At 40.1% G+C, this 14,085-nt stretch carries 11 protein-coding genes; 6 read left to right on the top strand and 5 right to left on the bottom strand.

What is annotated here, in order from left to right:
• Positions 1–2 precede the first annotated feature (2 nt).
• The 4 genes from MKL33_RS07110 to cysM are packed head-to-tail and all read right to left on the bottom strand — an operon-like array spanning position 3 to position 5,504.
• Entirely contained in the window at positions 3–2,309 is a 2,307-nt protein-coding gene (locus tag MKL33_RS07110; protein WP_002117181.1) for a RelA/SpoT family protein, read from the bottom strand.
• A gap of 30 nt (positions 2,310–2,339) precedes the next feature.
• Positions 2,340–3,731 carry a 23S rRNA (uracil(1939)-C(5))-methyltransferase RlmD gene (gene rlmD / locus MKL33_RS07115; protein WP_270906718.1) on the bottom strand — a complete coding sequence of 464 codons (1,392 nt, stop codon included), beginning with the start codon at positions 3,729–3,731 and terminating at the stop codon, positions 2,340–2,342.
• A gap of 9 nt (positions 3,732–3,740) precedes the next feature.
• Entirely contained in the window at positions 3,741–4,559 is an 819-nt protein-coding gene (locus MKL33_RS07120; protein ID WP_270906719.1) for a 3'-5' exonuclease, read from the bottom strand.
• A 12-nt stretch (positions 4,560–4,571) separates the two neighbouring features.
• Positions 4,572–5,504, bottom strand: a complete 933-nt coding sequence (cysM, locus tag MKL33_RS07125) for a cysteine synthase CysM (protein ID WP_002117176.1) — start codon at positions 5,502–5,504, stop codon at positions 4,572–4,574.
• Between the two features lie 172 nt (positions 5,505–5,676).
• Between cysM and MKL33_RS07130 the strand changes: the two genes are divergently transcribed.
• The 6 genes from MKL33_RS07130 to MKL33_RS07155 all read left to right on the top strand — a co-directional run bounded on the left by MKL33_RS07130 (position 5,677) and on the right by MKL33_RS07155 (position 12,569).
• Positions 5,677–8,484: a GacS-like sensor histidine kinase gene (locus tag MKL33_RS07130; RefSeq protein ID WP_270906720.1), complete on the top strand. Its 2,808-nt coding sequence runs from the start codon at positions 5,677–5,679 to the stop codon at positions 8,482–8,484.
• Between the two features lie 93 nt (positions 8,485–8,577).
• A complete protein-coding gene (locus MKL33_RS07135) occupies positions 8,578–9,366 on the top strand; it encodes a crotonase/enoyl-CoA hydratase family protein (protein ID WP_019767978.1) in 789 nt (262 codons plus the stop codon).
• Positions 9,367–9,378: 12 nt separating this feature from the next.
• A complete protein-coding gene (locus MKL33_RS07140; protein WP_270906721.1) occupies positions 9,379–10,245 on the top strand; it encodes an NAD(P)-dependent oxidoreductase in 867 nt (288 codons plus the stop codon).
• Positions 10,246–10,261: 16 nt separating this feature from the next.
• A complete protein-coding gene (locus MKL33_RS07145; protein WP_033849301.1) occupies positions 10,262–11,056 on the top strand; it encodes a hydroxypyruvate isomerase family protein in 795 nt (264 codons plus the stop codon).
• A gap of 81 nt (positions 11,057–11,137) precedes the next feature.
• Positions 11,138–11,539, top strand: coding sequence for a ribosome silencing factor (gene rsfS / locus MKL33_RS07150; RefSeq protein WP_001047580.1), 402 nt, complete (start codon positions 11,138–11,140; stop codon positions 11,537–11,539).
• Positions 11,540–11,747: 208 nt separating this feature from the next.
• Positions 11,748–12,569, top strand: a complete 822-nt coding sequence (locus MKL33_RS07155) for an SDR family NAD(P)-dependent oxidoreductase (RefSeq protein WP_270906722.1) — start codon at positions 11,748–11,750, stop codon at positions 12,567–12,569.
• A 54-nt stretch (positions 12,570–12,623) separates the two neighbouring features.
• Here MKL33_RS07155 and MKL33_RS07160 read toward each other — a convergent pair whose 3' ends face one another.
• Positions 12,624–14,078 (bottom strand): NAD(P)(+) transhydrogenase (Re/Si-specific) subunit beta, encoded by a 1,455-nt coding sequence (locus MKL33_RS07160; protein WP_233734423.1) that lies wholly within the window; start codon positions 14,076–14,078, stop codon positions 12,624–12,626.
• Positions 14,079–14,085 lie beyond the last annotated feature (7 nt).

A 14,085-nucleotide genomic window follows, 5' to 3' on the forward strand; every position in this document is an offset into this window, starting at 1 on the left:
TATTAAACGCCTTGAATCATGCGTCGCGCACTAATAATTCCAGGTTGCTGCTCTAAGCGTGCCAATAAGCGAGAAAGCTGTGCTAAACCTTTAACCTCAATGAGCAACTTCATATTGGCAATACCATCTGCCTCAGAAATTGTATTAACCTGACGAATATTGATTTGGTCAGAGAAAATCACTTGAGTTAAGTCTTTAAGCAGACCACGACGATCATAAGCTTCCACCACAATCTGAACGCTTTGACCACGTGTTGGCTGCATTTCCCAATCAGCTTCAACAGCACGCTCTGGCTCTTGCTTAATCATACGCTGATAGTCAGAACAAATGACTTTATGGATGCTGACACCACGGTTCAAAGTAATATATCCAGCGATTGATTCACCATGCACCGGCTGACAGCACTGAGCAATGTGCAGCTCTACATTATCTAAACCATCAATTAAAATGCCATGTGCTGATAGCGTATGGCTGGCACGTGGATTTAATGTTGGTTTAAGTACTAGTTCAGGCTCATCCTGATCTAGATGCATTTGGCGGTTCACCTGATTAATCAGGGCATGTAAGCTAATATCGCCACTGACCAAATTCACCAAAATGTCGTCGCCGGTCTTCACATTAAAATGTGATGAATAATCGTTTAGGTCGATACTTTTTGGGTGAATCGCAAGACGAGCCAACTCTTTATTAAGCAGTTCTCGGCCTACTTCAAGATTCTTACTACGGTCTTGCTGTCTAAACCAATGACGCAACTTGTCACGTGCACGAGAGGTTTTGATATAACCCAAAGAGTTCACCAACCAATCACGGTTTGGTTCACGATCTTTTTTAGTTAAAATTTCAACCTGTTCACCCGTTTTTAAAGTATAGGTAAGTGGCACATAACGCTGGTTGACCCGCGCCGCATAACACTTATTCCCTACTTCTGTATGCACATGATAGGCAAAATCTAAAACTGTTGAGCCACGCGGCAATTCTTTAATATCACCATCACGACTGAAAACATAAATCTTCTCAAAGCCTTCAAAGTCTTGTAACTGTTCAAAGCCTTCTGTTTCATCTTCGTTTTGATGTACCGTCGTTTCATTACGCTCTTGATAATGTTCTAAAACGGCACGTAATGAATGCAAACGATGATTAAAAGAATGGTCGGTATTCTTTGAACCTTCTTTATAGTTAAAGTGTGAACATACGCCTAACTCTGCTTCATCATGCATCTCGTGAGTACGAATTTGCACTTCAAGAGATTTGTTTTCAGCAATTACAGCCGTATGCAAAGAACGGTAACCATTGGCTTTCGGGTTTGTAATATAGTCATCAAACTGATGCGGAATATGACGCCAGATTTGATGTACGATACCTAAAGAGTGGTAGCACTCCGGCACACTATTGACCAACACACGCAAAGCACGAATGTCATAAAGTTGGTCGAAGCTCAGGTTTTTGCTCTTCATTTTTCGATAAATCGAATAAATGTGTTTTGCACGCCCTGTAATTTCAGCTTCAATGCCGTAAGACGCTAACTCATTTTTCAAACGGTCAATGACGAACTGAATATAATGCTCACGCTCTAAACGCTTTTCGTTGAGTAATGAAGCAATCTCTTTATAGCGATCTGGAGCCAAATAGCGAAATGCTAGATCTTCGAGCTCCCATTTAAGCTGAGCAATACCAAGTCGATGTGCCAACGGCGAATAAATAGTAAGAATTTCACGCGCTACACGTTCTTGGCGTTCACGAGAGGAGTTTGCAAGCTCTCGCAAAGAATAAGTACGTTCAGCAAGTTTAATTAAAACAACACGAACATCTTCGGTCACCGAAATCAGCATTTTATAAATGCCGCTTAGATGTTCTCGTTGATTATTATTAAAGTGATCTTCTAACCGTTTATTTTTTTCAATAAGTTCTGAGAGTTTACCCATTGCCAAAGTACCTTTGACAAGGTTGTAAACTTGCTCTCCGAATTTCTGTTTTACTTCTTCTATATCGGTAATGCCTTCACGCACACTACGATAAAGCATTGCTGCTGATAAAGTATCTTCATCTACGTGAAGATGTGCCAGAATATCGGCCATTCCAACGCCTGTAGCAAAAGTATTGGAACGATGATTAACCGTTGAATCTAACTCTTTTTGCAGGGTTAAATGAGCGACTTTTTCAAGTTGTTCAAGCTCCGCCCCATCTAATATTTCACGCACCCGATCCAACCATGAGGCTAAACCGATTTGCGTTTCGGCGGCATGCTCTACAGTCGTTTCCTCTGACAACTCGGTTAGTTGTTCAGGTAACTGTTCACGTACTGTGACCATACCATTCTCCTCAATATGTAACTCATGTTTTTAATCGTTTATCTCTTGAATTTTTTCAAATAGTGCAATGGATTCAACATGTTCGGTATGCGTAAACATGTCCATCACTGCTGCTTTTTTTAACTGGTAACCATATTGGACCAAAACACCCGCATCCCTTGCCAGTGTAGCTGGATTACATGATACATAAACGATTCTTTTTGCTCCAAAATTTGATACATACTGCATAATTTCATATGCACCAGCACGAGGAGGATCAATCAATAATGCATCAAATCCTTGATTTGCCCAAGAATGATGCGAAAAATCTTTTGTTAAATCTTGTGAAAAGAAGGTTGCTTGCACCAAACTATTGCATTTCGCATTAGCTGTTGCTCGCTGCACCATTTCTTCACTCCCTTCAACACCGACAACCTGACCACTCTCACCAACACATCGTGCTAACGGGAGTGAGAAATTGCCCAAACCGCAAAATAGATCAAGTACCTTTTCACCTGGTTGCAACTGAAGCAATTCACATGCCAATTGAACCATCTGTTGATTTACTGTGGCATTGACCTGAGTAAAATCCAATGGCGAAAAAGCAAAATTTACATTAAACCTCTCCAAGGCATAATGTAAACGTAAAGCACCTTGTTCATCATCAATACGATGAATACTTTCCGGACCTTTAGGTTGCAAATACAATTGCCACCCTTTGTGTAACGCAAATTGCTTTAATTGGTTGACATCAGAATTGTTTAATTTTTCTACATGACGAACCAATAAAGAAACTTCATGATCACCTTTTGCTAATTCTACATGACCAATATGTGCTTTGCCTTTTAGACTTTGGAGTAAAGTGCGTAACTCAGGCAGACTATTTGATAAGTTTTTATCCAAAACACTACAGCTATGAATCGAAGTTAGACGATTACTATGATGTTCGCGAAAACCCATAATTAAGCGATCTGGTTTTGGCAAATAGCGCACACCGATTCGAGCACGACGACGATAATCGCCTTGTAAAGATCGAATCGGTTCTAGCCACTGTTCAGGCTGAATACCTGCAAAATGCTGTAAATGTGACTGAAGTACACTTTGTTTTAAACGGATTTGTTCATCAGGGTGAATATGCTGCATGCTACATCCACCACAGATACCATAATGAGGACAAATTGCCTCGATACGATGTGATGACGGTTCTCCTAACAACTGCAACATTTCAGCTTCTTCAAGACGCTTCGCTTGATGGGTAATCCGAGCTTTTACAGTTTCTCCCGGTAATGCATAACGAATAAAAACTTTTTTGCCATGCTTATCTGCCGGATGATCTGGATGAGAACCATAATGCGCAATTCCCCGCCCCTCATGAGAAAGTGTTTCAACCTGAAAAATATATTCTGGTTGTTGAAGGTTGCGAGATTTGGCTTGTTGTTTCAAAGAATGAACCTAAAAATCTGAAGAATTAAAATAGTGAGAAGTAAATTCAGTATGTTTTGAAGTGCGTTCCCATACTTCAAGAAAATCAGCCTGCTGTGGCATGGTCTGTAAATATTCAATACTCAAACTAATCCAGTGGTTATGTTCATCTGCATTTAATTGGCCTTTTAGTACTAACCAACGCAAATAAATAAACCACGTATTGAGCACATCTCCTTCACAATAGCTCGTTAATTTTAACCACTGTTGATTACGAACATATTCAGGCACATGATAACCCGACTCACCACGCTTACCCGGCAAACCTAAAATACAGGCAATATCGTCAAGCTTTTGAAAATTACGGCCATTAAACATTGCCATAACGTCCATTAAGTCTATATGGCGATGGTGATAACGGTTTTGGTAATTATTAAAACGCTTCTGGCTATCAATCTCGCCTTGATCAAACAGACCGGGGGCAGATAGCCCATGATACATAGCGCGAAATAGGATAACTGGTAAATCAAATTGCGAACCATTCCAACTTACTAGAGTCGGATGGCGCTTATCAAAAATAGATAAAAATTTCTGTAAAATTTCTGCTTCAGAATATTGTTCTCGACTAAAAGAAAATAATCGAAAACCAGACTCATCGATCCATAAGCCAGAAATACAAACAATTTCATGTAAAGGCAAACGCTGAAAGTCCATACCAGATTCTTGGCGACGGATTTTCGTCAATGCTTGCTCTACATCGGCCTCAGGTAAATCAAGATGATATAAATGCGCACCCGCTTTTAAATCAGTTAAAGTTTCAATATCAAAAACTAAGGTAGGGAAACGCATTATTTCTCTCAATTATGAGTTATCGTCCTGTACTGAAAACAGACCTGTAGACAAGTAGCGATCGCCACGGTCACAGATAATGCAAACAATAACAGCATCCGGATTTTCTTCTGCAATTTTGATTGATGCCCAAACTGCACCGCCTGAAGATGTACCAGCACTAACACCTTCCATACGAGCTAATTTACGCATAGTTTTTTCAGCTTCAATTTGTGGAATATCAATAATACGATCCACACGGCTACTATCAAAAATAGTAGGCAAGTATTCTTTTGGCCAACGGCGAATACCGGCAATACTTGATCCGTCTGCAGGCTGTAAACCAACAATTTGAATATCTGGGTTTTGTTCTTTTAAATATTTAGAAACCCCCATAATGGTACCGGTTGTGCCCATTGAGCTTACAAAATGGGTAATTTTCCCACCTGTTTGTTTCCAAATTTCAGGGCCAGTTGTTAAATAATGAGCTTCAACATTATCAGGATTACCAAACTGATTTAAAACGTGCCCCTTACCCTCTTTTTCCATTTGTAAGGCTAAATCACGTGCACCTTCCATTCCTTGCTGTGGTGTCACTTCAATCAGCTCTGCGCCATAAGCCAACATTGCGTCTTTACGCTCTTGGCTCATATTGTTCGGCATAATAAGTTTCATTTTATAGCCGCGCATTGCCGCAACCATAGCCAACGCAATACCTGTATTACCGCTGGTTGCTTCAATTAATGTATCACCCGGTTTAATTTGACCACGTTTTTCTGCCTGCATAATCATGTTATATGCAGGACGGTCTTTTACAGAACCTGCCGGATTATTACCTTCCAATTTTGCTAAAACTATCGCTTGCGTATGAGAAGCTAATCGCTGCAAACGAACTAGAGGCGTCTTACCCACATAGTGATCTAACAAAAATTCGTCAGCTAAAAAATCAGGTTGTGTATTACTCATGATCAACACCTATATCGAGGTGGGCCTATTGTATGAAAAAATGCTCGGTACTGCACCCATTTCAATATGCTTTTTCATGAAAGCGATTAAAGCTCGGTCATTTATAAAATGCCGTCTGTTTTAAAATAAAGCGTGATAAGATGCCCTACAGAGAGATAAATCTGATGTAGCCATGTCTAATTTCAATAAAACCTTATCGAAACGCTTACGTCTGAATCATGCATATGGACAATTAATTGCTCTTATTTTTGTGCCCATCATGATTTTAACGTGTGTTGGTGCTTTTCTGGTTTTAACTGAAACCTCACATTCAGTAAAACAACAACAGCTACATCATGCCTCAGCAATTTTAGCTCGCTACAATCAAATCGCGATCGATTTATATAAGCTTGTTGAACTAGAGCCCGATGAATATGATCACGCCCAGCACATCATGCAAAGCATGTTTAGTGAAAAAAATCTAAAACGTGCTGCTTTAATTGATAGTAATGGCCAGACCTATTTAAGTATCGGTTATCGCGACAATCGCTACTGGCCAAACTTTACGCAAAGTAGTAATTTTTTTGGTCCAATATCTTATAACCACAACAATATTTATGGACAGCGGATTAGCGACACACCCGGAAAAGCACCTGTCTGGCTCGTCATTGAAATGGATAATCAGCCACTAGAATTGGCACGTTACCGTATTTTGATTGCCCTCGTCATTACTGGCTTAATGACCTTATTGTTACTTTTACTTTGCTTGAATTTTTACTCGCGTCGCTGGATTGCACCGATGTACGAAATTCGCATGCAGTTGCAACGTTTAAATGCAGACACGTTGGACCAGCATATGGTCATTAACAGTACAGGTGAATTACGCTTATTACAGCGAGATATTGCAAACGTTGTTAAACGATTACACTTTAGCTTTTTAGAGTTAAAAGAACACACCGAACAAACCGAAGAAGACTTACGTAGAACGTTAGATACCTTAGAAGTTCAAAACATCACTTATCGTCAAGCACGTGACCAAGCGATTTCATCGAACCAAGCAAAATCAGTTTTCCTTGCCAATATTAGTCATGAACTTCGAACACCTCTAAACAGTATTGATGGCTTTATTCATTTATTACTTCGTCAGCAAAATCTAAATAACGAACAAAACCTTTATCTGCAAACTATTCGCAAATCATCTGCCCATTTATTAGCATTAATTAATGATGTATTAGATTTCTCAAAAATTGATGCCGGTAAGTTAGAGCTTGAAACAGCACCGTTTGATTTAGAAGAAGCTGTCTTTGATGTCATGGATATGCTGTCTCCACTGGCTGCTCAAAAGCATATCGCAATGGCTTTTTATTATGCGGACAATATTCCACAACAAGTGATTGGTGATGCTTTACGCTTTAAACAAATTCTAACTAATTTGATTTCAAATGCGATTAAGTTCACTCCAGATGGCGAAATTATTGTTCGTGTTCGTATGGAACATGATGATATCGGACAATGCCTACTTCATTTTAGTGTTCAAGACAGTGGTATTGGTTTAAGCGGCACAGATCGTAAAAAATTATTTGAATCATTCTCGCAAGGTGATGCATCCGTTACACGTCAATTTGGCGGTACAGGTTTAGGCCTTGCGATCTCTAAACAGCTTGTCCATCTCATGCATGGCCAAATTGGCTTTGAGGATAACCAAGAACGCGCTCCAACAGAAAAAGGCTCGACCTTCTGGTTTACAGCACAATTTGTGGTAGATGAAGATTACGAGATTGAACACCCGCACTTTGAACATTTACAAGTGGTGTCTTATCTTGCCCACCCTGCTACAGCAAGTGTTTTACGTTATTACCTTGAGAACTATCATGTTCCTCATATCGAGACACAATCGATTCTGGACTTATTTAGTCGTTTAAAACATCTTGATCAAAAAGATAATACATGGCTCATTGTTGATCACAGCGGCGATACTGAAGCGTTATTAAAAGAAATCCGTAGTCGTTATCAAGGCAATTTGGCAGTCTATGGCTATCAAATGACACTTGAGCCAAATATGCTCAATGAATATCGTGCTCGCCCTTTATATCAACCATTAAGTCGAAGCGGACTCATTCAATTATTAAATGATCAGCCTATTTTTGAAGAGGAGCAACAAGATTTTAATGGTCAAGGTTTACACATTCTGGCAGTCGATGACCACTTACCTAACTTAATTGTTTTAGAAGCCTTGCTAGGCGAGCTCAACGTTAGAACAACTAAAGCTCTCAGTGGTCAAGAAGCGCTTAATCTGATTCAAGAGCGAATTGACCAGAAGCTTAAACCCTTTGATTTGGTATTTATGGATATTCAAATGCCTGTTATGTCAGGTATTGATACAACTCGCGCTATTCGCTCATTAGAGTCGACTTTAGATGATGAAATGCAGCTTCCAATTATTGCATTAACAGCGCATGCCCTTGCTGATGAAAAGCAAAAACTCCTCAAAGTAGGCATGAATGACTATGTCACCAAACCAATTCAAATGGAACAAATTATCCAAATTTTAACGCAATGGACCAAAAACAACTTTACATCAAAAGCTCTAGATAAAGACCATCATGTCGTTGCAGAAGCATTAGACCCAGAAATTCTAAACTGGCAACAAAGTTTGCAGCTTGCAGCAAATAAAGAAGATCTTGCCCAAGATTTACTTAAAATGTTAGTTGATAGTTTCCCAACTGAGCTAGACGAAATGCAGCAGCTCATCGAGCTTGAAGACTTCCCTCAACTTGAGCATGTTTTACATCGTCTTTATGGCGCTACCCGCTATGTAGGTACTCCAAAACTGCAACAAGTGACAGGTGATTTTGAGCAATTTATTTCAACACTACGCAAAGAACGCCGTATAGCCGATGAAGGGTTTATTGAAGAAGTTATGAGACGCTTTGATGAGTTAGGACTTGTTGTTAAAGAAGTTGAAAGTGCTGCTCATCAAATCTTAGTGATTCCTGACTAGCATATCTACCAAATGGTATGACTGAGCTGTCATGTTTCCAAATTACAGCCATGCTATGCTCCGCTTATCGATAAAAAAATAAGCGGGAATTTCATGGCACTTTTACGTATTGAAAAGAATAATGGCATTGCAACAGTTTATCTAAACCGTCCTGATAAACGTAATGCCATGAGTTTTGCCCTTCTCAAAGAACTCGTTTCAACAGCAAAAGCCATTAAAAAAGATAGAGATATCCGCTGTGTGATTTTGACAGGGGAAGCACAAGTTTTTAGTGCTGGAATTGATTTATCTGATCTGAATAATCCGAAAAACTCCGCTTTTGCCATTTGGGAGCTTGTTAAACCTGGCCAAAGCCTCTTCCAAAAAGCATTCCTGATTTGGCAAAATTTACCTGTACCTGTGATTGCAGCTCTTGAAGGATATTGTTTTGGTGCCGGAATGCAACTTGCCTTAGCAGCTGATATTCGTATTTCTCATCCAGACACTAAAATGTCGATTATGGAAAGCCGTTGGGGCTTAGTTCCAGATATGGGACTTACTCGCTCATTGAAAGGCTTAATTGGTGTTGACCTTGCAAAAGAACTCACCTTAACAGCCCGTGTTTTTGATGGGAATTATGCAAAAGAAATTGGTCTTGTGACCCATTTAAGCAACTCTCCACTAGAAAAAGCCAATGAAATAGCTGCTGAAATGTTACAACGCTCACCTGATGCCCTAACTGCAGCAAAACGTGTACTTGATGCAATGGAACACCAACCTGAAAAGTCATTGCGTCTAGAAAAAATCTGGCAACTTAAATTATTACTTGGTAAAAATAGCAAACTTGCTCGTAAAAAAGACAAACATCCGGAAGTTAATTTTTTACCACGCCAATATAAATAAAGAGCTTAGATTATGAATTTTGATCGTAATACCCCTATTGCTTTTTTAGGTATAGGGCTGATGGGGAGCCGCATGGCAACCCGTCTTATTCAGGCTGGTTTTCAAGTTGCGGTTTGGAATCGAACCCCTTCTGCATGTGAAGAACTGATTGATATCGGCGCACAACCTTTAGAACTTTCAGATATTGATGAGTATCCAATTATTTTAACCTGCCTAGCAGATGACAAAGCAGTAGAAGCAGTATTTGAACAAATTCAGCCTAATTTAAAAGCGAAACAGGTAATTGTTGATTTCTCAAGCTTATCTGTTGCTGCAACAAAAACGCTTGCTCAAGCTGCTGCCACGCATGACGTTACATGGATTGATTCACCGGTATCAGGTGGAACAGCTGGTGCAGAACAAGGCACACTTGTTATTTTTGCAGGTGGCGATGCTCAAACCATTACGGAATTAGCTCCTATTTTTAATGTCTTATCTCAACGTGTAACACGAATGGGTGATATAGGTACGGGTCAAGCCACTAAAATTTGTAATCAATTGATTGTGGCAGCAAATAGTGCTCTTATCGCTGAAGCTGTAGCACTAGCAGACCGAGCTGGTGTAGACACCACATTACTCGCTCCAGCTCTAGCTGGTGGATTTGCCGACTCAAAGCCATTTCAAATACTTGCACCACGCATGGCAACTCATACATTCGAGCCTGTTCAGTGGAAAGTTCAAACATTATCTAAAGATCTTAACAACGCGGTAACATTGGCTAACAATGTTAATTTAGATATCCCTGTTGCACAAAAAGCTCTATTACAGCTACAAACTCACCAAAAAAATGGCTTTGCTGAGAAAGATTTAGCTACTATGATTCAAGTAGTAGAGCAATAATAAACGGAGTTTGTGTATGGGTCGTCTTGCCGTTAACTTATCCATGATTTTTACCGAAGTTTCTTTAATTGAACGCTTCGCATTAGCCCATGCAGAGGGCTTTGAACATGTAGAAATCCAATTCCCATACGAACTTACCATTTCCGAGATTCAAGACCAACTTGAACGTTACAACCTCAATCTCTGTCTAATCAATGTGCCTGCTGGTGATCTTATGCAAGGCGGAAACGGTTTAGCAGGCATTCCCGGCCAAGAGATAGCTTTTCATGAAGCCTTAGAATTGGCCATTAGCTATGCTACTGCTTTAAAAGTTCCTCGTGTTAATATTTTAGCGGGTAAACAACCGCTAGATGCTGACTTACTTCCTTGTTTAAAAACGTTAGCAGCCAATTTAAAACATGCCTGCAACTTACTCAGTGAACATGGTATAGAGCCTGTTTTCGAAATGATTAATGGCACGGATATGCCACGCTTTTTGGTACAGAACATTGCACAGGGCCAAGAAATGTTAGAAGCAGTCAATCACCCTGCTCTCAAAATGCAATATGACTGCTATCACATGGCCATGATGGGTGAAGATGTACTTGAGGGTTTACAAGAAAACATTAACTTAATTGGTCATATTCAATTTGCAGACTGCCCGGGCCGCCATGAGCCTGATACAGCTCAAATTCCTTATGAACAAATTTTTTCTTGGTTAAAGCAAAGTTCATATCAGAACTATATTGCAGCGGAATATAAACCTGAAAATGCTTCAAATCAGTCGTTTACATGGAAGAAAAAATACTTTTCTGATGATGTAAATATATAAACTGTTACGACTTCTGTTTGAAATTTAGTGCGAAAACCACTATATTAGATAGTGAGTAATTGTCAGGAAAATATACCCTATATGAATTTAGAACCATCGCCCAGCGTGTCTAATTCTCACGATTTCGCAATGAACACCTCAAATAAAGACGTACAAGCTTGTCTCAAAGTCGTCCACGACGCTTTAGTTGATGTAAAAGCAAAAGATATTCTCCAGTTAGATGTTAGCTCAATTAGCAATGTCGCTGATGCTATTGTAATTGCAAGTGGTACTTCTACTCGCCATGTCAAAGCACTTGCTGACAATGTTGCAGAAGAAGCTCGAAAAGCCGGTTTCCGCCCGATTGGCGTTGAAGGTGAACGAGATGCAGAATGGATCTTGATTGATCTCGGCTTTGTTGTAGTACACGTAATGCTACCAACAGCCCGTAAATTCTATGATTTAGAAAGCTTATGGCGTACCGCTCCAGAGTCGGTTGCTTAAAATTTTGCTTTTAAAAAAAGCGGCTCTTTTGAGCCGCTTTTTTTATTTATCTGACATCAATTTTAATGACATTCAAATACGCAGACCCTCCCCCCAAAGCACCAATCATCACTTACAACTAATTTTGACATGACAAATTGTCAAATTTGCAGCACTATACAAATTCTTGAAGTCCCCACCAATAAATAGCATAACCGGAGTACAGAAAGTGAAGATATTAATTACAGGTGCTAATACGGGCATAGGTTTCGCCACAGCAGAACAACTTGTTAAACAAGGGCAACATGTGATTTTGGCATGTCGAAATCCTCAAAAAGCGCAAGAGGCACAAAACAAACTACGCTCACTTAACCAAGGACAAGTCGATGTCGTTTCTCTCGACTTAAATAGTCTTGAATTAACTAAAAAAGCTGCCGATGAAATTGCAGATAAATATGGCAACCTTGACGTACTCATTAATAATGCAGGTTTATTTGCCAAAACCAAACAGTTGACCAGTGAAGGCTTTGAGCAACAATTTGGGGTTAATTATTTAGGCCATTTTTTATTAACTCAAAAACTACTTCCAATTTTACAACAGTCTCCTAAAGCGCGCATTATTCATCTTGCGTCTATTGCTCATTGGGTTGGCTCAATTAAACCCAATAAATTTCGCGCAGAAGGTTTTTACAATCCCCTGTTCTATTATGGTCAATCAAAGCTTGCGAATTTACTATTCAGCAATGCATTAGCAGAACAGTTAGCTGGAAGTTCAATTACCAATAACGCACTACATCCAGGCGGTGTCGCTTCTGATATTTATCGCGACTTACCCAAACCTGTCTATGCGGCGATGAAATTAGGCCTAGTCCCAACCTCAGTTCCAGCAAAGCTCATTACAGAAATGGCAACTTCTGAGGCATGGCAGAACCGTAATGGCGAATATGTCAGCGCACATATGCCAGACTGGAAATCATCACATGCTAAAAATCAGCAACTTGCACGTGACCTCTATCAACAATCTATGGATCTTGTAGAAAAATTTCTTTAAAAATAGAGGTAAATAAAAAAACCACCCGAAGGTGGTTTTTTACTTCAAAGCAGCTTAGTGGCCTGTACCATTAATTGCTTTCGTCATATCTTCCACAACTTTCTTGGCATCACCAAAGATCATCATTGTTTTTTCGTTATAGAACAAATCGTTATCTAAACCTGCATAACCAGTTGCCATAGAACGTTTAATCACCATAATTGTACGCGCTTTATGAGCTTCAAGAATCGGCATACCATAAATTGGTGAGCTTGGATCATCTTTTGCAGCTGGGTTTACAACGTCGTTTGCACCAATTACAAGTACTACGTCAGTTGCAGGGAAGTCTGAGTTGATCTCATCCATTTCCAAGATGTCTTCATATGCCACGTCCGCTTCAGCAAGTAGTACGTTCATATGACCAGGCATACGACCTGCAACCGGATGGATTGCAAAGCGAACCGTTACACCCTGTTCTTTCAAAAGTTCACACAACTCTTTTACCGCATTTTGAGCACGACCTTGCGCCATACCATAACCCGGTACAATCACAACGCTGTCCGCATTTGACATCAAGAAGCCAGCATCATCAGCAGAACCTGAACGATAGTTACGTTGAACTTGTTCACCTTTATCTGCAGCTGCAACTGCTGCACCACCCATTGCCCCACCAAACAATACATTGATGATCGAACGGTTCATTGCTTTACACATGATGTACGACAGAATCGCACCAGATGAACCTACAAGCGAACCAGCAACGATCAACATGTTGTTTTCAAGTGTAAAACCAATACCTGCTGCTGCCCAACCAGAGAATGAGTTAAGAAGTGATACCACTACAGGCATATCACCACCACCCACTGGCGCAATCCAAACCCAACCAAATGCAAGTGCAAGTGCTGTCATTGCCCAGAAAGCAGTCATGTTGCCAGTTGTAAAGAAGTAGAAACCACAAGCCAACATCGCAACAAAGATAAGTGCTTGAACAGGTTTAACCCATGCACCAGAAATTGTTTTAGCCCATTTTTTCGCAGCCAATTTACCGTACGCAAACACAGATGCAGTAAAGGTAATCGCACCAACGAAACAACCAACAAACAATTCAAATAAGTGAACCTTACTCATGTGTGCATGCTGCACGCCAGCTGCTGTTAAAGCCGCCTCATTTTGAGCAAATAGTTCAGTAAGTTGGTTGTTATGTAAAATTGCAGCAATCGCAATTAAAACAGCAGCCAAACCCACTAATGAGTGCATAAGCGCAACAGTTTCTGGCATTTGAGTCATTGGCACTGTACGTGCACGCGCAATACCCACAATTGCTCCTAACACCATTGCCCCAACGATCATCCAAATAACTGGGTTATTCGCAACAAAGAAGGTTGTTACCACAGCAATCGCCATTGCGATCATACCGTAACGGTTACCTTGAATTGCTGTTTTAGGACCAGATAAGCCACGAAGCGTCAAGATAAAGAGGATTGCGCCAACAAGGTACAACCAGTTTGCATTTGCTTGAATAAATTCCATGTCAAAG

This window comes from Acinetobacter sp. AOR43_HL (assembly GCF_027854635.1).
In the GTDB taxonomy this organism is placed as follows: domain Bacteria; phylum Pseudomonadota; class Gammaproteobacteria; order Pseudomonadales; family Moraxellaceae; genus Acinetobacter; species Acinetobacter pittii.